Origin of the sequence: Pseudomonas sp. S30_BP2TU TE3576 (assembly GCF_050436025.1) — a bacterium.
In the GTDB taxonomy this organism is placed as follows: Bacteria; Pseudomonadota; Gammaproteobacteria; order Pseudomonadales; family Pseudomonadaceae; genus Aquipseudomonas.
The window spans coordinates 5,877,310-5,898,379 of sequence record NZ_JBNDLK010000001.1 but is presented as its reverse complement, the minus strand read 5'-3'; the positions used below and the strand labels follow the sequence as shown (position 1 = coordinate 5,898,379).

Sequence of the window (21,070 nt, the reverse complement as noted above, 5' to 3'; positions counted from 1 at the left end):
ACTGTACCGTCCACAAAGCCCAAGCCGCCTGGATCGGATCCCCTATTTGAAGCGCCCCCTGCTCCTGCTCCTGATCAGCCTGGCCTTGAGCTCCACCGCAAGCGCGACGATCAGCGAAAGCCATGGTTATGCGCAGTTCGGCACGCTCAAGTACCCGGCCCGATTTACCCACTTCGACTGGGTCAACCCGCAAGCGCCCAAGGGCGGTACGTTGCGGGTCATGGCGTTTGGCACCTTCGACACGCTCAACCCTTACACTTTCAAGGGCACCAGCCCTGTCACCACACCGAATTTCCTGCAGTACGGCATCAACGAGCTCAACGAACCGCTGATGGTTGGCACCGGGCAGTACGCACCGTCCGGTGATGAGCCAGCGTCCAGCTACGGCCTGATCGCCCAGTCGGTGGAATACAATGAGGACCGCAGCTGGGTGGTGTTCAACCTGCGTCCCGAAGCACGCTTCCATGACGGCACGCCGATCACCGCTTACGACGTCGCGTTCACCTACCGCCTGCTGCTCAAGGAAGGCCATCCGCTGTACCGCACCAGCCTCCAGGAAGTGCTGCGGGTCGACATCCTCAACCCGCAGCGCATCCGTTTCGTGTTCAAGCGCGCCGGCAATCCGCTGCTGATCCTGCGCCTGGGCGAAATGCCGGTGTTGCCACAGCACTACTGGAAAGGTCGCGACTTCAAGGCCACCACCTTCGAGCCGCCGCTGGGCAGCGGGCCGTATCGCATCACGTCGGTCACGCCAGGACGGCAGATCGTCTTCGAGCGGGTCAAGGATTACTGGGGCAAGGACCTGCCGGTCAATCGCGGCAAGTACAACTTTGATCGCATGGAAGTGGAGTTCTACCGCGACAGCGACGTGGCGTTCGAGGCGTTCAAGGCCGGTGAGTTCGACATCTATATCGAGCATCAGGCGAAAAACTGGGACACCGGTTACAACTTTCCGGCCATACGTCGCGGTGACGTGATCAAGGCGCAAATTGCGCATCAAATCCCGACCCAGAGTCAGGGCTTGTTCATGAACAGCCGTCGCCCGACGTTTTCGGACGCCAAGGTCCGTGAAGCGCTGGGGCTGATGTTCGACTTCGAGTGGACCAACCGCACGCTGTTCGGCGGCGCCTACCAACGTGCCATGAGCTATTACCCCAACAGTGAATTCTCGGCCACCGGTTTGCCGGTCGGGCATGAATGGCTTTTGCTCAAGTCCTATCGCGAGCAGCTACCGGTCAGGCTCTTTACCGAGCCGTTCAATCTGCCGCAGACCGATGGGCGCGGCATCCCCCGTGAGACCCTGCGCAAGGCCCTCGACCTGCTCGCCGAAGCCGGCTGGAAACTCAATGGCCAGCGTCTGCAAAACGCCGCCGGGCAGCCGTTGCGACTGGAACTGCTGCTGGTCAACCCGAACCTGGAGCGCATCCTCCAGCCTTACGTCGAGAACCTTGCCAGCATCGGCATCGATGCGCAGCTGCGCACGGTCGATCGCGCGCAATACAAGCAGCGCCTCGACCAGTTCGATTTCGACATGATTCTGATGACCCTCAACCAGACGCTCAGCCCCGGCCTGGAACAATGGCAGTACTTTCATTCCAGCCAGGCCGCAGTCAAGGGCAGCAAGAACTACGCCGGCATTGCCAACCCGGTGGTCGACCATTTGCTCGAACAGTTGCTGGCCGCCCGGACCCGCGATGAGCAAGTCGCCGCCGGCAAGGCCCTCGACCGTGTGCTGCTATGGCAGCACTACATCATTCCCAACTGGTACCTTAATTATCACCGTCTGGCGTACCGCAACCGGCTCGCCTTCGTCACCACGCCGCCCTACACCCTGGGCCTGAATGCGTGGTGGCTGAAATCTTCGGAGAAAGATCAATGAAACCCGTCCGTGCCCTGCTCCTGCAGGCCAGCGGTCTGCTGTTTGCCGGGCTGGCCTGTGCCGCCCCGCAACATGCCGTGACCCTGTACAACGAGCCGCCGAAATACCCGGCCGACTTCAAGCACTTCGACTACGTCAATCCGGATGCGCCCAAGGGCGGGATCTTCCGCCAGGCCGGTTTCGGCGGCTTCGACAGCCTTAACCCGTTCATCAGCAAAGGCGTGCCGGCGGATGATATCGGCAACATTTACGACACCTTGGCCAAACAAGGCCTCGATGAGCCGTTCACTGAATACGGCTTGATCGCCCGGCTGATCGAAAAAGCCCCGGACAACGCCTGGGTGCGTTTCTACCTGCGTCCGGAAGCACGCTTCCATGACGGCCATCCGGTACGCGCCGAGGACGTGGTGTTCAGCTTCCAGATGCTGACCAAGGACGGCGCGCCGATGTACCGTGGCTACTACAACGACGTGGCGGAAGTGGTTGCCGAAGACCCGCTCACCGTACTGTTCAAGTTCAAGCACACCAACAATCGAGAGCTGCCGCTGATTCTCGGCCAGTTGCCGGTGCTGCCCAAGCATTGGTGGGCCGACCGCGATTTCAACAAGGGCAACCTGGAAATCCCGCTGGGCAGTGGCCCGTACAAGGTCAGTGAAGTGAAGGCCGGACGCTCGGTTCGTTACGAGCGGGTCAAGGATTACTGGGGCAAGGACCTGCCGGTCAATCGGGGTTTCTATAACTTCGATGTGATGACCACCGATTACTACCGCGACAACACCGTGGCCCTGGAAGCGCTCAAGGCCGGGCAGTTCGACTACTGGCTGGAAATGACCGCGAAGAACTGGGCCAACGCCTACAATGTTCCGGCGGTTACCGAAGGACGGCTGGTCAAGGAACAGATTCCCAACGGCAATCCGACTGGCATGCAAGGGTTCGTGTTCAATTTGCGTCGCCCGGTGTTCCACGATGTGCGCGTGCGCCAGGCGTTGTCGCTGTTGCTGGACTTCGAATGGACCAACAAGCAACTGTTCAACGGCGCCTACGTGCGCACCCGCAGTTACTTCGAGAACTCGGAAATGGCCGCCACCGGCCTGCCCGATGCCGATCAGGTGGCAATCCTTGAGCCGTTACGCAGCAAGCTGCCGCCGCAGGTGTTCAGCGAAGCGTTCCAGAACCCGACCACTGACGGCAGCGGCATGATCCGCGCCCAGCAACGGGAAGCCTATCAACTGCTACAGGAGGCCGGCTGGCGTATCGTCGATGACAAAATGGTCGATGCCACCGGCAAACCTGTCGTCATCGAGTTTCTGTTGGCCCAGACCGAATTCGAACGAGTGCTGCTGCCGTTCAAGCGCAACCTGAGTGACCTGGGCATTGATCTGGTGATCCGCCGGGTCGACGTCTCGCAATACATCAACCGCGTGCGTTCCCGGGACTTCGACATGATCGTCGGCAGCTTCCCGCAGTCCAACTCACCGGGTAACGAACAACGGGAATTCTGGATGTCGGCCGCTGCCGACAAATCCGGCAGCCGTAATTCCATGGGCCTGAAGGATCCGGTGGTCGACCAACTGGTCGAGCAACTGATCAACGCCGATTCGCGCAAGAGCCTGGTAGCCCACGCCCGCGCGCTGGACCGCGTTCTGCAATGGGGCTATTACGTAATACCCAACTGGCACATCAAGACCTGGCGCGTGGCGTACTGGAACCACATCGGCCATCCAAAGGTCTCGCCTAAATACGACATCGGCACCGCCACCTGGTGGGTCAAGCCCGACATCAAGCCGGCGATAGAAGTCGAAACCACTCTGCAGGCTGGTCCTGCGGGCACGGAGTAATCAGATGCTGGCGTATATTTTTCGGCGACTGCTGCTGATCATTCCGACCTTGTTCGGCATTTTGCTGATTAACTTCGTGATCATCCAGGCCGCCCCGGGCGGGCCGGTGGAACAGATGATCGCCAAGCTCGAAGGCTTCGAAGGCGCCACCAGCCGCATCGCTGGCGGCGGCGCCGAAGTCTCGGTGGCAGGTTCGGCCTATCGTGGCGCCCAGGGCCTGGACCCGGCGTTGGTCAAGGAAATCGAGCACATGTACGGCTTCGACAAGTCGGCGCCGGAACGCTTGTGGATCATGGTGAAAAACTATGCGTCCCTGGATTTCGGCGACAGCTTCTTCCGTGACGCCAAGGTCATCGACCTGATCAAGGAAAAGATGCCCGTCTCAATCTCCCTCGGGCTCTGGAGCACGCTGATCATGTACCTGGTGTCGATCCCGCTGGGGATCGCCAAGGCCACGCGGCATGGCAGCCACTTCGACGTCTGGACCAGTTCGGCGATCATCGTCGGCTACGCGATCCCGGCGTTCCTGTTCGCCATCCTGTTGATCGTGGTGTTCGCCGGCGGCAGTTACCTGGACTGGTTCCCCTTGCGCGGGCTGACTTCGAACAACTTCGATGAACTGAGCATGACCGGCAAGATCCTCGATTACTTCTGGCACCTGGCGCTGCCGGTGACTGCACTGGTGATCGGCAACTTCGCGACCATGACCCTGCTGACCAAAAACAGCTTCCTCGACGAAATCAACAAACAGTACGTGATCACCGCCAAGGCCAAAGGCCTGACCAACCACCGCGTGCTGTACGGCCATGTGTTCCGCAACGCCATGTTGCTGGTGATCGCGGGTTTCCCCTCAGCCCTTATCGGCATCTTCTTCACCGGCTCGTTGCTGGTGGAGGTGATTTTCTCCCTCGACGGCCTCGGCCTGATGAGTTTCGAGGCCGCAATCAACCGCGATTACCCGGTGGTGTTCGGCACGCTGTTCATCTTCACCTTGCTGGGGCTGGTGGTGAAACTGATCGGCGACCTGACCTACACCTTTGTCGATCCGCGCATCGACTTCGAAAGCCGGGAGCATTGAGATGAACCTGTCCCCTCTCAATCGTCGACGCTTCGAACTGTTCAAGTCCAACAAGCGTGGCTGGTGGTCGCTGTGGCTGTTCCTGATCCTGTTCGGCGCCAGCCTCGGCGCCGAGTTGATCGCCAACGACAGGCCGCTGGCGGTGCATTACGACAACACCTGGTACTTCCCGGCGCTCAAGCGCTACCCGGAAACCACCTTCGGCGGCGAATTTCCGCTGGAAGCCAATTACAAGAGTCCGTACATCCGCGAACTGCTCAAGGCCAAGGACGCCTGGGTGCTGTGGGCGCCGATTCCCTACAGCTACCAGAGCATCAACTACGACCTGAAAGTCCCGGCGCCGGCACCTCCCTCGATGGACAACCTGCTGGGCACCGACGATCAGGGCCGCGATGTGTTGGCCCGGGTAATCTACGGCTTCCGTATTTCGGTGCTGTTCGCCCTGACCCTGACCGTGCTGAGCTCGATCATCGGCGTGATCGCGGGGGCCTTGCAGGGTTTCTACGGTGGCTGGGTGGATTTGGCCGGGCAGCGGTTTCTGGAGATCTGGTCCGGATTACCGGTGCTGTACCTGCTGATCATCCTCGCCAGTTTCGTGCAGCCCAACTTCTGGTGGCTGCTGGGGATCATGCTGCTGTTCTCATGGATGGCCCTGGTGGACGTGGTACGCGCCGAATTCCTGCGCGGGCGCAACCTGGAATACGTGCGCGCCGCCCGTGCCCTGGGCATGCAAAACGGCGCGATCATGTTCCGCCATATCCTGCCCAACGCGATGGTCTCGACCATGACCTTCATGCCATTCATCCTCACCGGCGCCATCGGCACCCTGACCGCCCTGGACTTCCTCGGTTTCGGTTTGCCGGCGGGCAGCCCGTCCCTGGGTGAACTGGTGGCCCAGGGCAAATCCAACCTGCAAGCGCCCTGGCTTGGCATCAGCGCCTTTGCCGTGCTGGCCTTGATGTTGAGTTTGCTGGTATTTATCGGCGAGTCCGCTCGCGATGCCTTCGACCCGAGGAAGTGAGATGAATCAGAACAATCTGATCGAAGTGCGCGACCTGTCCGTCGATTTTGTCGTCGGCAATCGCTGCCAACGGGCGGTCGAAGGCATCAGCTTCGACATCAGGCGCGGAGAAACCCTGGCCCTGGTCGGCGAGAGCGGTTCCGGCAAATCGGTAACGGCGCACTCGATCCTGCGCCTGCTGCCCTACCCGCTCGCCCGTCACCCTTCCGGCACCATCGAGTATTCCGGGCAAAACCTGCTGGACCTGAAAGAAAAAACCATCCGCCACATTCGCGGCAACCGGATCGCGATGATCTTCCAGGAGCCGATGACCTCGCTCAACCCGCTGCACTCGATCGAGAAGCAAATCAATGAAGTGCTGGGCATCCACAAGGGCCTGACCGGCAAGGTCGCGACCAAACGTACGCTGGAACTGCTGGAGATGGTCGGCATCCCCGAGCCACACAAGCGCCTCAAGGCCCTGCCTCACGAATTGTCCGGTGGCCAGCGCCAACGGGTGATGATCGCCATGGCCCTGGCCAACGAGCCGGAACTGCTGATCGCCGACGAACCCACCACCGCGCTGGACGTGACCGTTCAGCTGAAAATCCTCGAATTGCTCAAGGAATTGCAAACCCGACTGGGCATGGCGCTGCTGCTGATCAGCCATGATTTGAACCTTGTGCGAAGAATTGCGCACCGCGTATGTGTCATGCAGCAAGGTTGCATCGTCGAACAGGCATCGTGCGAAGAGTTGTTCCGCGCGCCGCAGCATCCGTACACTCGGGAGCTGCTGGCAGCGGAGCCCGACGGCAAGCCTGCAAGCAACCTGATCGGCCCGCCATTGCTGGCGGTCGAAGACTTGAAAGTCTGGTTTCCGATCAAGAAAGGCCTGCTCAAGCGTACGGTGGATTACGTCAAAGCGGTCGACGGCATCAACTTCAGCCTGCCCCAGGGTCAGACATTGGGGATTGTGGGTGAAAGCGGTTCCGGCAAATCGACGCTGGGCCTGGCGATTTTGCGGTTGATCGCCAGCAAAGGCGCCATTCGCTTTGAAGGCCAGCAGCTAGACTGCCTGACGCAGCAACAAGTCAGGCCACTGCGGCGGGAAATGCAAGTGGTGTTTCAGGACCCGTTCGGCAGCCTGAGCCCACGGATGTGCGTGAGCCAGATCGTTGGCGAAGGCCTGCGGATCCACAAGATGGGCACGGCGGCGGAACAGGAACAAGCGATCATTGCAGCACTCAGGGAGGTAGGTCTGGATCCGGAAACACGGCACCGCTACCCCCACGAATTTTCCGGCGGGCAACGGCAGAGAATCGCCATTGCCCGGGCATTGGTGTTAAAACCGGCGCTGATTTTGCTGGACGAGCCGACTTCGGCCCTCGACCGCACCGTGCAGCGCCAAGTAGTGGAGCTTTTGCGTTCGCTGCAAACCAAGTACAACCTGACGTATCTGTTTATCAGCCATGACCTGGCTGTGGTGAAAGCGCTGAGCCACCAGTTGATGGTGGTCAAGCATGGCCAAGTGGTCGAACAGGGAGACGCGCAAAGCATTTTTGCCGCCCCCCAACATCCTTATACACAGCAGTTGCTGGAAGCCGCTTTTTTGGCTCCAGCCACTGCGCAATAACCTGAAAGAGGAGCAACACATGGGTTTTCTCGCCGGTAAGCGCGTACTGATCGTCGGTGTCGCCAGCAAGCTGTCCATCGCATCCGGCATCGCTGCCGCCATGCATCGCGAGGGCGCTGAGCTTGCCTTCACTTATCAGAACGACAAACTCAAGGGTCGTGTCGAAGAGTTCGCACAAGGCTGGGGTTCGAGCCCTGAGCTGTGCTTCCCGTGCGACGTGGCCAGCGATGAAGAAATCGCCAAGGTCTTCGAAGAACTGAGCAAGAAGTGGGACGGCCTGGACTGCATCGTGCATTCCGTAGGCTACGCCCCGGGCGACCAACTGGACGGCGACTTCACCGAAGCCACCACCCGTGAAGGCTTCCGCATCGCTCACGACATCAGCGCCTACAGCTTCGTGGCCCTGGCCAAGGCCGGTCGCGAAATGATGAAAGGCCGCAACGGCAGCCTGCTGACCCTGTCGTACCTGGGTGCAGAGCGCACCATGCCGAACTACAACGTAATGGGCATGGCCAAGGCGTCCCTGGAAGCTGGCGTACGTTACCTGGCCGGCTCCCTGGGCCCGGACGGTACTCGCGTCAACTGCGTATCGGCTGGCCCGATCCGCACCCTCGCCGCTTCCGGCATCAAGAACTTCCGCAAGATGCTGGCCGCCAACGAAGCGCAAACTCCGCTGCGCCGCAACGTCACCATCGAAGAAGTCGGCAACGCCGGCGCCTTCCTGTGCTCGGACCTGGCGTCCGGCATCAGCGGTGAAATCATGTACGTGGACGGTGGCTTCAACACCACGGCCATGGGCAGCCTCGAAGAATAATCTTCGGTCCGCCATAAAAAAGGCTCATCACGGATTACCGGGAAAGTCGCTCTTGATCTTCACGAAAAAGAATTTGCTATCCCGGTAACCGTACGCCATCCGCTTGATGGCCTTTTTTCGGTTGTTTGTTCCTGCCAACTACCCCGTATGCATCGGCCGCCGAACCCGACTGACGATGCCCCGCCAATAAGCCTGCAGCCGTTTGGCGAACTGGATGCTCCCGCGCTTTCAGGCTCTGCAGATTACGCAGGAGCAGCCACCGCACCTGCTTGATGGTCCTTCGTGTCAGCGACAGAAAGCCCTCTCAAACAGGAAGGAAAATTTTGATATCGCGCATCAAAACGCCGGTTTGTCAGATGGATTTGCTCGCAGGAACATCATCAATCAAATCGGCGTTCTTGTTTCTGTGTTTGCCGGAATTCCGTGAAGAGCAAAAAATTAAGGGCCTGCATGAGGTATCTCACGCAAACCCTTGATATTCATGGTGCCAGAAGCCTGAATCGAACCGGCACGCCCTTACGAGCGGGGGGATTTTAAATCCCAAGGGAAAATCAATCAGGCCGCACCTTCCAATAGTTTTTCCGGGTCGCAGCCTGCAGCGGAGGTTTTGCGCACAACTCTCTTGGCATTCTGCCAACCGTATCCTTCATCCCGCCCTCACGATTGACGACTGCTATACTTAAATATCCACAGTGGATTCGCGATGCCAAATTCAGATCTACTCCCCTCCCTGCTGTTCAAGCTCAACGGAAACCAGTTCGCCCTCGAAGCCGCCATCTTGGAACTTTCGAATGGGGTCGAGCAGCGCGGATCGGCCGATGTCGCCGACAACGTGCGCGGCGCCCTGGAAGCTATCGACAAGAACGAAGAGTTCATCAAGATGACGCTCGCGGTGATGATGGCGCCGGAGTGACGGCTATCGGCCAAATACGGGCTGTTGATACCTGAATATTGACTCCGCACCGCAATTGTTGGCCAGGCACCTCCCCCATCTTGAACTTCCACACAAATTTCAAAAACCATGTGAATGGGGATAAATCGACTTTAATCATCAATCATCAACTCCTTCCATTTCTCATCGCCAGGGTCAATTTATGCCGCTGAGATTTCATAAAATGCACGCCAATGGTGATGACTTCGTTATCGTGGACTCGCGTAACTCGCCCAATCCAATGACCAGCAACCTGGCTCGACGAATGGGTGATCGGCACCGGGGTATCGGTTTCAATCAACTCGCGGTAGTGCTCGATGAGGCGGATGCGGAAGCGGATGCGCGCTTGATGTTTTGGAATTCGGATGGCTCCCCGCTGGACGATTGTGGCAGCGCAACGCGGGGTGCGGCGCAGATGTTGATGTGCGAATCAAATACTACGTCAATAACGCTTCGAACCAACCGCGGCTTGCTCACTTGCGAACGGACCTCAACCGGCGCAATTTCTGTCGACATGGGCGTACCACTTTTCGAGTGGTCAGCTGTTCCTACGCCTCTGGATTTGGCTACAAATGTTTTGCCTCTTATTGATAACCCAGTTGCTTGCAGCATGGGAAATCCGCAGTGCACCTATTTTGTGGATGATCTGACAACCCTGGATATAGCGACAATCGGACGGTCAATTGAAATCAATCCCCTTTTCCCGCACAGAACGAGCGTGCATTTCGTCCAGATCATTAACCGAAAGCACATTCGGTTGCACATTTGGGTGCGCTGGGGAACGATTCCGGTTGGTTCAGGCCTCTGTTCTTGTGGCGCCGTCGTAAACGGAATTCATCGCGGCTTGTTAGACAATTCCGTAGAGGTTGAATGTGATGGAGGAACTGTCACGGTTCAATGGGATGGCGTGGGACCTGTCATCCTCATCGGACCGGTAGAGACGACTTTTTCGGGGATAATCACAGACGCCCTGTTACACGCGTTGTAATGGGGAAATCGTGGAAAGCGGATGAGTTGATCACTCACAACCGAGATGGGTGTTGGTTTCGAGGTGAGCCCTTTCGCGACAGAGATACTTGTGGAATTGGCCGCTAGCGGCCCAGACTGTATAAAAACACAGACACTGTTTTGAAGTGAGCGCCGCTACGTAAAACCTGCCAATGATTGGTGTATCAGTTGGACCTGAAATTTGCGTAGGAACACGATTTTCGTTCTGGTTCTGACTGTCAAAACTGCTCTAAACCGTTTTTACACAGCTTTTTACACAGCCGCGGCCAAAACCGGTCGCTCACCGGTGGTCATGACTCTCCCTCATCCAAGGCGATGTAGTCTTTGCTATATCGATAACACTACAGTGCCCATTGCATGGTGCGCTGCCATTTCAGAGCGAAGCTCACCAATCAAATTTTCAATAGCGCGGCTGGACGTCAATTCGCTGGTCGAGACTGCAGTGACCAGTAGATCAACCCGCCCAGAGCTTAAATCGAACACTTTGATCATCAAAGATCCATCTGGATTGACAGTGCAGGTACAAGAGAGAGGTTGAAATTCACATTCAACGATATGGCGAAGCTCAAGCGTAGAAATCATGGCTCACGTCCAAAGAGGCACGGACTAATGGGATCCAGCCCTGGTTAGGGGGCGAAAATCACATCTCGTTGCACCTCTCCCAAATGACCGCTATGGGTCGCACGCTGCCCCACGTCAGAGGTAGAAATCGGCCAAAGCGGCCGTTATCGGCCAGTTAAATCCGTGTCGCCGTGGGCAAGCAGCCCCTACCAAAAGCGGTCGGTGAAATAGGGCCGCGACTATCTCCATAAATGGGGTACTACACCCACTAACGGGCGTTAACCACCTTATTAGAGGCGTATTCCCCACTCACCCTTCACTCGCTTGAAACACTCAAAAATAATTTGTTAATTAACCTTGATTTTTTGCGCCTCATTGTGATGGCACATTAATTGCACCCCTCTTGTACCCGCAATAGCTGTGTCCCAGAAATTCTGGCGACGGCGGGTTTCGCCAGACTCGATATGTCGCGAGGGGTGAAAAATGAAACGCACGACATCACTTCGCAGCTCCATCACCTTTCTGCGCAGGACAAGCCTGCCCTGTGCGATGCTCCTTACCCTAACCACCACTGCAAACGCCGTGCCGCTGGATGATTTCGGTCCGCCACCTCCGACGGACCCCTCGGCGTTCAGCAATCCACCGGCCGACCTCAACGCCGCGGCTGCTGCCATACGGGCCACGCCACCCGCCAACCAGGGCGCCATCGCCCTGCCTAATGGCGTGTTCGGTGACCGGAACACGCCACGGGCCGACAACGTGCTGCCACCAGCCCTGCAGACACCCTTCAATATCCCCACCAATGGCAAGCCCAGCCCATTATTCGGGGCCCAGCCGTACACTCAGCAACTGCTGCTGTTCGAAGAATTCGGTACGGAAAAACTCGACCCGACACTGCCGGCACCACCCTTGACCTTCCCGGTTCCGCTCGTCGGCCCGGCGCCCACGCAGGACCCGAACAACATCGCCCGCAGCGGCCCTTCGCCTGCGGCGCTGGAAGCCTTCATGCGCCAGCCGGGGCTGTTCCCGTTTCCGTCGCAATTTTCCAACGTGCTGGACCGCAACCCGTGGAAAGCGCAGATCGAAGCCTTCCTCAACCGCCATCCGGTCGGCTCGCCGGCCGAAGGTCGTCCGCCAGGAAAAGGCTGGTCGCACCAGCGCTGGAACGAGTTCTTCCCGCAAGTCGCCTTCAAAACCGTGCAAGCGGGCGCCCAGCTCAACAGCGGCATGCGCGACCGCCGACAATTGCACAACTACGCCGTCGGTGAGTTCGGGCCTGGCGGGCTCTACAACCAGACTTCGAGCACCCCGGTCATTGTGGGCACCACCAAAGGTATAAATGTGCGTTTTCACCCCAACATGCCGATTCAGAACCACAAGGCGCTCTGGACCTTCGACGGCACCTTTCCGCCAAAACTGTTGATGGTGCGTTACGGTCAAGCCGCGCTGATGCGCCACTACAACGCCCTGCCGATCGATCCGTCGGCCAACATGGGGTTTGGCCTGCACACCATTACAACCCACGAACACAACGGCCACTCCCCGGCCGAAAGCGATGGCTTTGCCAATGCGTTTTTCTTTCCGGGACAGTACTACGACTATCGCTGGCCGATCCAGCTGGCCGGTTACGACACCATCAACACCAGCGCCCAGGATCCGCGCGCGGCGTTCCCCTGCGCCCCGGGCGAAACCCTGTTTGTCAATGATGCCACCCCGGGCCTGAAGACGTGCAACAACGGCAGCATCAAGATCCGTGGCGACTGGCACGAAACCATGAGCACCCACTGGTTCCACGACCACATGCTCGATTTCACCGCGCAGAACGTCTACAAGGGCAACGCGGTGATGATGAATTACTACAGCGCCCTGGATCGCGGTAACGAAGCCTTCGAAGACGGCGTCAACCTGCGCCTGCCCAGCGGTTCGGCGTTGCCCTGGGGTAACCGCGACTATGACGTCAACCTGCTGGTGGCCGACAAGGCCTGGGATCAGAACGGCCAGCTGTGGTTCAACCCGTTCAACACCGACGGTTTTCTCGGCGATCAGGTCCTGGTCAACTGGCAGTACCAGCCGCGCCTGGACGTGCGGGCGCGCAGCTATCGCTTCCGTATCCTCAACGGCTCGGTGTCGCGCTACCTCAGGATTGCACTGGTGCGTGAAGTCGCCGGCACTGGCGGCGAATTCCCCGGCCCGGCCGATTCCGGCCTGTCTTATAGCCGCGTGCCGTTCCACTTGATCGCCAACGACGGCAACCTCATGGAGCACGCCGTGCCGTTCGACGGCAGCATGGACCTGGACGGTAACGGCGATCCCCAGGACCACAACGCCATCCTGCCCACCCAGGGCATCGCCGAGCGTTACGACATCATCGTCAACTTCGCGAAAAACGGAATCAACACCGGCGACAAGCTGTACTTCGTCAACCTGATGGAGCACCAGAACGGCAAGAAGCCGACAGCTACACTGCTGAGCCTGGCCGACGTCCTGTCCGGGAAGTACAAGGCGGTGCTCAGGCTGGGCAGCAAAGGGCCGGAATGGGTCGGCGGCGACCCGGCGGTGGGCAAGTTCCTGCAGCTGGTGGTCCAGCCTTATACCGGCCAGGACGTGAGCATGAACCCCGCCGACTACGAGCCTGCCAAACCGGGCAAACCGGCCGGCAAGACCATGATCCCGCTGACCCTCAACCGTGACGATCCGGCGGTGCAGGCCAGGCTCAAGGTGGCGCGCCATCGCGAGTTCAGCTTCGGCCGCTCCGACGGCACCGACGAAACCCCCTGGACCATCAAGACCGACGGTGGTGAATTCGGCTTCCCCATGGACCCTCGAGTCATCAGCGCCGCTCCGCAACTGGCCAACGGCCCGACCCCTGCCGGGTTCTCCGGCGACGGCACCCTGGAAGTGTGGAGAATCAAGAGCGGCGGCAACGGCTGGAACCACCCGGTACACGTGCATTTTGAAGAGGGGATCATCCTCAGCCGCGATGGCAACCCGCCGCCGGAATGGGAAAAATGGGCGCGCAAGGACGTCTATCGCGTCGGCGATGGCATCGACAGCTCGGTGGACGTGGAAATGGCGATCCGCTTCCGTGAATTCGCCGGGACCTACATGGAGCACTGCCACAACACCCAGCACGAGGACACGTCCATGCTGCTGCGCTGGGATGTCGAGCACCCCGGCCAGTTCCAGTTGATGCCAACACCCATCCCCGGCTGGGACGGCGTCACCTACGTCAACTCCGCCGCGCTGCCGACCTTCCGCACCGGCGATACCCGTGCCAATAACGACGGCAATAATCAAAAGCCGATCGCCAACCCCGACAGCGCCATCAGCAACAACGGCCAACCGGTGACCATCAACGTCCTGGCCAACGACACCGACCCGGACGGTAACGTGCCACTGAAAGTGGTGGGGCTGGAGCAACCGGACTCCGGCAAGGGCGTGGTCAGCACCGATGGTGTGCGCGTGACCTACACACCACCGGCCACAGTCCCCGCGCCGTTCACCGCGACCTTTACCTATAAGGCCGCCGATGCCAAGGGTGCGGAGTCGGTAGCTGCGACGGTGTCCGTGGCGGTCTCGGCAGCGGTCGCCGCGAACCAGTAGTGGCGCACTGAGTACAACCAAGCTTTAACGATGAGGGCCTCATTGAGGCCCTCTTGCTACAAGCAAATTGACAACTTACCTGGTTGTCAAATCTCCAGAAGACCAGCATTTCAAGCCGTAGCTCGGAACCAGAGCTTCCATCGTTGGCGGACAAATGACCGCAACGCACTCGAAAACGGCCTGATTGAACTTCAGATGCGGTTTAACGAACTGTGCTGGAATGATACGCAGCACATGCCCGGCTTCGCCGAAGCGTCGCCCGATCCAGCCTGCTTGTAGTGGAATCACTACAAACTCTTGGCCGATATCGCCACAAAGAAGTCCTGCCAACGTCGATAGTGGATTGCTTTCTACTTGAGCATATTTCCCCCTGCGCAAGATTTCGTCCGCTGAATGGAGTTGTCTTCATCAGCGTCTTGTACAGCCATGTCAAAAAGTGAGGTGAAATCATGCAGGTCACCAACACAGAACCATTGACTGCACTGATACCAACCAGAGACTCAGGCCCTTTGCGCCTGTTTGTCGTAGAGGATTCGAACGCCGTGCCAGCGCTGTGGCGCACGCTGTCGCCACGGATCGCGGGCCTGTCACCTGCCGGGGCGTTTCACCGCGCATCGACCGCCATCGCCGCCATCCGGCGTGAACCACCCGATGTCGTCTTGCTGGACGTCAACCTCAGCGACGGTCATGGCATGGAAGTATTGCGTGTGGTCGCAGCCGAGTATCCGCTGACAAAAGTCATAGTGGTCAGCAATTGTGCCGATTCGACACATTGGAAGTACTTCACAAAAGCAGGGGCCTACGCCTTCTACGACAAGATCCAAGAACTGGCCATCATGCGCCGCATGCTGGAGCGCTTAGCCAAGTCCTTGTTACCAGAGGATTTCTCCTGCTGGCAATCATCACCAAATGGGAGCAGTACCCCATGGAATCAATCAGCAAAGAACACGACTTTCTAGCCGTGCTGCAGCAGGTCATATCACATAGCGTCATCACCTTGCTCGCAATGGCCATAGCGTTTGCCACGCCGGATGCTGCGCGGTACATCCTCTATGTATGGTGGCCACGCGTGGAGTTGAACGCGAATCTGCTGCTTGCGACAGAAATCGTGATGGCCTCAACCTTGATGGTTCTTTTCTATCTGTGCAAACGCGCATGGGACAACCGCCATCGCCTGACAAGCGCGAAGATGGCCTCCCTGCTCTTCACGAGGCATCCTCGCAAGGGATGGCTTTCGACCCTTCAGGAACGGAATCTGGTCCGCTCTTTACCGGCGGCGCGTGACGCCTCCATCCTTTCGCTCACGGGATACGAAACCCTGATTGCCCCACATAGCTTGTTGAAGGACGTCTTCGCGACGGCGTATGAAATCCGCGTCATGCTGCTTAATCCGCTCAGCGCAGCAGCACGCAAGCGAGTCGACTCACTTCCAGAGGGCATTACGACCTCGACCTTTCAAGAGGAACTTGCCGCCAGCATTGCGTTCCTGAACGAGTGCCGCAGAAGCGGCAAGAAAGTTTCGCTGAAGTTCTACGACCACGACCCGTTCTGGAAGGTTGTCGTCCTCGACGACCTTGCCTGGGTTCAGCATTGCCATAGCGGTCGTGAAATGAAGGACCAGCCTGAGTACGTGTTCGGACTGCAATACGCTGAGCCGAGCCAGGGACTGTTTGTGCCGTTTTATACCTACTTTCTCCACAAGTGGAATGAGGCAGGCCACTGGGAGTATGACTTCGACGTCGCCGAACTGGTCCAGCGGGATGCGACCACTGGCAACGAGACCGGGCGTGCTCCACTCGGACTCCCCATCTATGGTCCTGCATCGCCGCCCCTGGCAGCCACCTGAACCTTCTCGGCCGCTTCGGGATATGCGTGAGAGCAAATGACACGGGTCAGAAAAGACTCCGGAATAGATATACGCAAGTTGAGCGCGGAGTGCGCGCTGCATTCATATTGAGTCAATGTTCTAAGGACATCATGATGACAGGTTATTGGTTATGTGCGTTGCTGTGGGGTGTGGTGCTGCTGGAAGAGATCCAAAGCATGCCCCTTCAAGAATGGAAAGACGAGGGTCTGAAAAAGGTTCTGTTGTTGCGCCGGACTAGAACCCGGACCGGCTATTTTATTGCGCTGATCGCGGGCGCCATGTGCCTTTATAGCGAAATCCTGGTGGCGCCGGTCAAACAGAGCATTTTCAATCCGGAGTTGATACTTGCCGTATGTGGTGTTCTTTGGGGGGCTTATCTTTCCGTAGTCAGTATGAAGGGCAAGCGATAGATGCCTGTCTCCATGCCTACTGCGGGTAATTGATATTTCACTGTCGTCGGCCGGCAGGGAAACTCCCCCGCCGGTCAGGCGCTCACCTCAACACTTGAACAGCCGCAGCCTCGCCGGCAGCGGCTGCATCCTTCACCCAAACGGTGCGTTACCTGCATACGAACATTTCAGGTCCGCTAATCAATCACTGGCGGATTTTACGTAGCTAGGTAATTGCATTCGCTTGACCATCCATTTGCATTCGACCTGGCCAGGCATTTGCCTCGGACTCGACCACCGGTTGCAGAGCATTTGACCGACTAGACAAAGCTGGGAGGCTCATAACGACCCTTTGCTGCCGGTCGGTATCGGCAGAAATCGGCCAATACCCGATATTTCCCCCCTGGCTCGATAGCAGGCGTTTTCGGTCCATGTACTGTCACAACCACCGCGCGAAAAATCCGTCATGACATGTCATGACCTCCTTCAAAAACGGACTTTGACCAACAAATACGGGGATTAAAGGACGAATGGTCGAGAGGCGTCAAGCGCGGGGAATTGCCGGGAGCCTAAAGCCACTACAGGCGATTCAAGCAGGCGCGTTCGTCGCGGTGAAGTGAACTTCACTTTCTCAACGTGTCACATTAGGTCCCCGACAAGCGAACTTAAGTAGAGGTACAGCCTTATGAGTATGGCCACAATTGTCAGCGCCGTGATTTCCAGTCTCGCACCTAGTGTGTTCGACCAGAACAGCCTGCAAGAACCCGGCGCGCATGTTTCAGCCGTCGAATACCACTACGGGATGGACATCGATGTGAAACGGGTACTGCAGCGCACCGATACGTCCGACAAGACCGGCGTGGTACCGGTGACCCTGGTCTATGAAGACAGCGAGGGTGAGGTTCACAAGATCCGTTTCCTCGAATGGGGTGGAAGCCCCGCCGACCCCACCAGCATTGCCTGATCAACTCGCCAATAGAGTTCCGGGCCTCGCCTGCCCCCCAGAAGCGAAAGTTAAACCTCATATGCACTCAGTGCGGATGATGTTTTTGTCACCTGAAAATGGACACGATCGAATGACTAAAAGTTCATTCGCGAAAGTCGTTATTATCCCGGCAGCGTAACGCCGCAAGATTAATTAATAGTAATTGCTGGATCTAAATGGCAGTCAGCAACGGTAAACTCCAATCAAACCGTGCTGAGAGCCAAGTTGATTCACTATTAAAACCAAGAGGTCGCCATGGAACTTAGTATGTTTTCTTCGTCCACCGTGGAATATGTGCGTTTGGGCGTTGTATATTTTCATCTTATCGCCTGCTGCGTGGCAATCGGGCTGGTTTTGACCAGTGACATTGCAATGGTCAAGCAACTTCTGAAGGGTGATGCGTCAGGTCACCATGATGACGCGCATATGGAAAGTCTTCAAAAAACCGTATCGCTTGCACTTGTGGCTCTTTGGATTACGGGCATCGGTATTATCGGGATCGATTATGCCGGCAAGGGGATGGAGTATTTCCTCAATCCAAAACTGCAAGCCAAAATCGGCATCGTTGTGCTGCTGACCTTTAACGGCTTCCTGTTGCACAGCGCTGTATTGCCGGCGCTGAAAAAAGCCGGTTCGCTACTGAAACTCTCCTTCAGCCTGCGCATGCTGGCGCTGTTCTCCGGTGCATTCTCTGGCGTGTCGTGGTTCTACGCCGCCATGCTGGGTGTTGGTCGTCCGCTGGCCTGGAAGTACTCGCTGGTGGAGTTGCTGGCAGCCTATCCGGTTCTCATCGTCGGTGGATTCGCGATGATGGTACTGCTCACGGCTTGGGCAAAAAGCCGGGACACTGAAGGCCGTTTGGAGCAAGGCTCCTGGGCCGCAAGTAACGCCGCCCTGGCTTGATGGTGAGGCCAAGTTGAACAAGGACGTTCAGCTGTAGCCAATAACCCCCACTGCTAGCCGTTAACAAAATCTCACTTGAGGATATCCAAATGAAATCCATGAAAGCTCTCTTCGTAGTTGCCACCCTGACCGCTTCTTCTCTGGCGATGGCCACCGGTGGCGGTGACCGGACCTTCGCACGCATGGAGTCGGCCCGGAAAGTCTCGATGGAAACCTATCAGGTTGCACAGAAACAGAAGGCTGAAGCCGCTGTAGCTGTAAGCAAAGCCAAGGCGACCGATCACGTCAACGGCTGATCGCTGTAGCGCGTCTCCAAGCTGGCAGAAGTGTGCGCTCTCAAGCCTCAATTGCAGCACCCAAGGTGCTGCTAGCGCCGGTTTAACCGAGATCCCGCTTACACAAAATCCAGTGTGTAGCATCGACCTGTTGAATCCACAGCCAATGACCGACCACCGTTTGCCCGTTGCAGGCAGTCGGCTAGCTTAGACTAAATTTGCTCCCTTGCTCGCAGGTGGGGATTATCCACTCTGAGTCGAAGCGGATCCGACTCATCGCCCACCGTGAGAGCCAAATCCTTTCTTATGAGTAAAGTCCAGGTAGCGAGCAGCACAGTGACAGCACCGGACAAGGCAATTACAATTTGATTAACATCTAGCGACTTGAGCGATTGTATACCCCATGGAAAGCAAGACTGCGCGCCTCACTGTGCTCATTGATCCCATCAAGAAAAAAGCTTTCGAGGAACTCTGTGCAGCACAAGACCTGACGCCTTCGCAGGTGGTCCGTCAACTGATTCGTGACTACCTGGGCACCCACGGTGCCAGCTATTCGACCAAGAGTAAGCATGCCACCAACACCAAGTCATGACCCAACACGGGCAGTTAGCCTCTAGAGGGTCGACGTCCCCTCTGCGAGACTGACAGCTTGAGCCAGCGCGGTATTGAAGTCGGCGTGGTAATGATCCGTGCCGATTTCTTGCAAGATACCTACCCTATCGAGCTTGTTGAACACCTTTGTGTTCGCTTCGCAGAGTTTCACCACGATATTCCGCTTGTGCAGTTGCTGAATGACCTCCTCCAGCACCTGCAGGCCAGTGATATCCATAAACGGTACGCGCTTCAAGCGAATAATCAGCAGACGTGGGTCGGTATGGGTCTGAGCCAAGACGCGCTCGAAGGTCTCAACCGCGCCAAAGAACAATGGCCCTTCAATTGTATAAATCAATGTCCCTGGCGGCAGGCGAGTATGCCCATTGGCCCTCAGCTCTTCTTCAAGCTCGTGCTCGACTACCTGTTGCACTTCCACAGATGAGGCCATGCGGCGCATAAATTGCAGCATCGCAAGAATGACGCCGATATTCACGGCGATCACCAAGTCACTGAACACTGTGAGGCTGAAGGTGATGAGCAGGATAGATACGTCTGCGCGTGGGGCTCGCTGGACCATGCGTCTGAAGTGCTTCAACTCGCTCATGTTGTACGCGACCACGAACAGAATGGCGGCCAGGGCGCACAGCGGGATGTTTGAGGCTAGAGGTGCCAGAAACAGAATAATAAGCACCAAGGTGACCGCATGCGTAACGCCGGCCAGTGGGCTCGTGCCGCCGTTACGGATATTGGTTGCAGTACGGGCAATGGCTCCGGTAGCTGCGAAGCCGCCAAACAATGGCGTGACCAGGTTAGCCACTCCCTGACCGATCAGTTCCTGATTGGAATCGTGCTTGGTGCCCGCCATGCCATCGGCCACCATGGCGGACAGCAGCGATTCGATTGCTCCAAGCATGGCGATAGTGAATGCCGGACCAATCAAATCGATGACGCGAGACAGCGTGACTTCAGGCAGGCTCAACGCTGGAAGGCCTTGAGGTATGCCCCCAAATGCACTGCCAATTGTGGCTACCCCCTCGAAATGAAAGGTTGACTGTATCGCTGTAGCTACTGCCATTGCGATTAGCGGGCCAGGTACCCGTTTGAGTCCGGGAATTTTGGAAGCGGTTATGACCAGGAAAAGGCTAAGTACCGCCAGCAGGGTTGTGGCTATATGAAGATGCGGGAGCGCCTGGAGCAGATGCCAGAGCTTTTCATGGAAGTGCTCTCCACTGAACTTCGGTAAACCGAAAAAGTCTTGCCACTGCCCGACCCAGATGATCACGCCGATGCCCGCGGTGAATCCGACAATCACCGGGTCGGGGATAAACTTGATGATTGCACCGAGCCGGGCAATTCCCAGCAATAACAATATGGCCCCCGCCATCATCGTGGCGATTTGCAGGCCGTCAACTCCATGCTTGGCCGTGACTCCCGCCAGAATCACGATGAACGCACCTGTCGGCCCGGCAATCTGCAAACGGCTTCCCCCAAAGAGTGAAACCAGCAGACCACCGATGATTGCGGTGTAGATGCCTTGCTCAGGTTTGACGCCAGACGCAATGGCAAACGCCATTGCCAGGGGGAGCGCCACGACCCCGACGATCACGCCAGACACCATATTGCGAAGCCAGTGTCCGCGCCCCAACAACCCCGCCTTCCATGCCTCACCTATCGCAATCATGGCTAGCTCCTCAGTGGATGCATGTGCATAA

The 21,070-nt window shown here is 57.7% G+C and carries 18 protein-coding genes and 1 pseudogene; 16 read left to right on the top strand and 3 right to left on the bottom strand.

Translation table 11 applies throughout. The features are described from left to right. Nucleotides 1–58: 58 nt before the first annotated feature. The 6 genes from ABIA48_RS26965 to fabI are packed head-to-tail and all read left to right on the top strand — an operon-like array spanning nt 59 to nt 8,242. Nucleotides 59–1,879, top strand: a complete 1,821-nt coding sequence (locus tag ABIA48_RS26965; protein ID WP_429492962.1) for an extracellular solute-binding protein — start codon at nt 59–61, stop codon at nt 1,877–1,879. Beyond that, nucleotides 1,876–3,717, top strand: coding sequence for an extracellular solute-binding protein (locus ABIA48_RS26960; protein ID WP_429492607.1), 1,842 nt, complete (start codon nt 1,876–1,878; stop codon nt 3,715–3,717). The genes ABIA48_RS26965 and ABIA48_RS26960 overlap by 4 nt, the downstream gene beginning before the upstream one ends. A gap of 4 nt (nt 3,718–3,721) precedes the next feature. Then, on the top strand, nt 3,722–4,795 hold the full coding sequence (locus ABIA48_RS26955; RefSeq protein ID WP_204929060.1) for a microcin C ABC transporter permease YejB: 1,074 nt from the start codon (nt 3,722–3,724) through the stop codon (nt 4,793–4,795). 1 nt (nt 4,796) lies between these two features. Beyond that, nucleotides 4,797–5,816 carry an ABC transporter permease gene (locus tag ABIA48_RS26950; protein ID WP_429492604.1) on the top strand — a complete coding sequence of 340 codons (1,020 nt, stop codon included), beginning with the start codon at nt 4,797–4,799 and terminating at the stop codon, nt 5,814–5,816. A 1-nt stretch (nt 5,817) separates the two neighbouring features. Continuing rightward, a complete protein-coding gene (locus ABIA48_RS26945) occupies nt 5,818–7,428 on the top strand; it encodes an ABC transporter ATP-binding protein (RefSeq protein ID WP_429492603.1) in 1,611 nt (536 codons plus the stop codon). Between the two features lie 19 nt (nt 7,429–7,447). After that, the gene (gene fabI / locus ABIA48_RS26940; protein WP_008016108.1) at nt 7,448–8,242 is read left to right on the top strand and encodes an enoyl-ACP reductase FabI; all 795 of its coding nucleotides are present in this window, start codon (nt 7,448–7,450) and stop codon (nt 8,240–8,242) included. Nucleotides 8,243–8,269: 27 nt separating this feature from the next. On the opposite strand, the pseudogene ABIA48_RS26935 reads toward fabI, so the two are convergent. Further along, nucleotides 8,270–8,458 (bottom strand): annotated as a pseudogene (locus tag ABIA48_RS26935) (transposase); the annotation flags it as partial. A gap of 487 nt (nt 8,459–8,945) precedes the next feature. On the opposite strand from ABIA48_RS26935, the gene ABIA48_RS26930 reads away from it, so the two are divergent. Both ABIA48_RS26930 and dapF read left to right on the top strand, forming a co-directional pair. Further along, nucleotides 8,946–9,155 carry a hypothetical protein gene (locus ABIA48_RS26930; protein ID WP_429492601.1) on the top strand — a complete coding sequence of 70 codons (210 nt, stop codon included), beginning with the start codon at nt 8,946–8,948 and terminating at the stop codon, nt 9,153–9,155. Nucleotides 9,156–9,336: 181 nt separating this feature from the next. Further along, entirely contained in the window at nt 9,337–10,161 is an 825-nt protein-coding gene (gene dapF / locus ABIA48_RS26925; protein WP_429492599.1) for a diaminopimelate epimerase, read from the top strand. Between the two features lie 347 nt (nt 10,162–10,508). Here the strand turns inward: dapF and ABIA48_RS26920 are convergent, their stop codons facing one another. Next, nucleotides 10,509–10,763, bottom strand: a complete 255-nt coding sequence (locus ABIA48_RS26920; protein ID WP_429492597.1) for a DUF1652 domain-containing protein — start codon at nt 10,761–10,763, stop codon at nt 10,509–10,511. A gap of 528 nt (nt 10,764–11,291) precedes the next feature. On the opposite strand from ABIA48_RS26920, the gene ABIA48_RS26915 reads away from it, so the two are divergent. The 8 genes from ABIA48_RS26915 (at nt 11,292) to ABIA48_RS26880 (ending at nt 19,356) form a co-directional block, all read left to right on the top strand. Further along, the gene (locus ABIA48_RS26915; protein ID WP_429492595.1) at nt 11,292–14,345 is read left to right on the top strand and encodes an Ig-like domain-containing protein; all 3,054 of its coding nucleotides are present in this window, start codon (nt 11,292–11,294) and stop codon (nt 14,343–14,345) included. A 449-nt stretch (nt 14,346–14,794) separates the two neighbouring features. Beyond that, nucleotides 14,795–15,304 carry a response regulator gene (locus ABIA48_RS26910; protein ID WP_429492593.1) on the top strand — a complete coding sequence of 170 codons (510 nt, stop codon included), beginning with the start codon at nt 14,795–14,797 and terminating at the stop codon, nt 15,302–15,304. Further along, the gene (locus ABIA48_RS26905; RefSeq protein WP_429492591.1) at nt 15,271–16,191 is read left to right on the top strand and encodes a hypothetical protein; all 921 of its coding nucleotides are present in this window, start codon (nt 15,271–15,273) and stop codon (nt 16,189–16,191) included. Before ABIA48_RS26910 ends, ABIA48_RS26905 begins: the two co-directional genes overlap by 34 nt. A gap of 131 nt (nt 16,192–16,322) precedes the next feature. Next, the gene (locus ABIA48_RS26900; RefSeq protein ID WP_429492960.1) at nt 16,323–16,622 is read left to right on the top strand and encodes a hypothetical protein; all 300 of its coding nucleotides are present in this window, start codon (nt 16,323–16,325) and stop codon (nt 16,620–16,622) included. Nucleotides 16,623–17,286: 664 nt separating this feature from the next. Then, complete coding sequence (locus tag ABIA48_RS26895; RefSeq protein ID WP_008047217.1) at nt 17,287–17,565, top strand: DUF2790 domain-containing protein; 279 nt, start codon at nt 17,287–17,289, stop codon at nt 17,563–17,565. 276 nt (nt 17,566–17,841) lie between these two features. Further along, on the top strand, nt 17,842–18,489 hold the full coding sequence (locus ABIA48_RS26890) for a hypothetical protein (protein WP_429492589.1): 648 nt from the start codon (nt 17,842–17,844) through the stop codon (nt 18,487–18,489). An 89-nt stretch (nt 18,490–18,578) separates the two neighbouring features. Then, nucleotides 18,579–18,785 carry a co-regulatory protein PtrA N-terminal domain-containing protein gene (locus ABIA48_RS26885; RefSeq protein ID WP_429492587.1) on the top strand — a complete coding sequence of 69 codons (207 nt, stop codon included), beginning with the start codon at nt 18,579–18,581 and terminating at the stop codon, nt 18,783–18,785. A 382-nt stretch (nt 18,786–19,167) separates the two neighbouring features. Further along, nucleotides 19,168–19,356, top strand: coding sequence for a CopG family transcriptional regulator (locus tag ABIA48_RS26880; protein WP_429492585.1), 189 nt, complete (start codon nt 19,168–19,170; stop codon nt 19,354–19,356). A 21-nt stretch (nt 19,357–19,377) separates the two neighbouring features. Here ABIA48_RS26880 and ABIA48_RS26875 read toward each other — a convergent pair whose 3' ends face one another. Next, nucleotides 19,378–21,039: a SulP family inorganic anion transporter gene (locus ABIA48_RS26875; RefSeq protein WP_429492584.1), complete on the bottom strand. Its 1,662-nt coding sequence runs from the start codon at nt 21,037–21,039 to the stop codon at nt 19,378–19,380. Nucleotides 21,040–21,070: the final 31 nt, after the last annotated feature.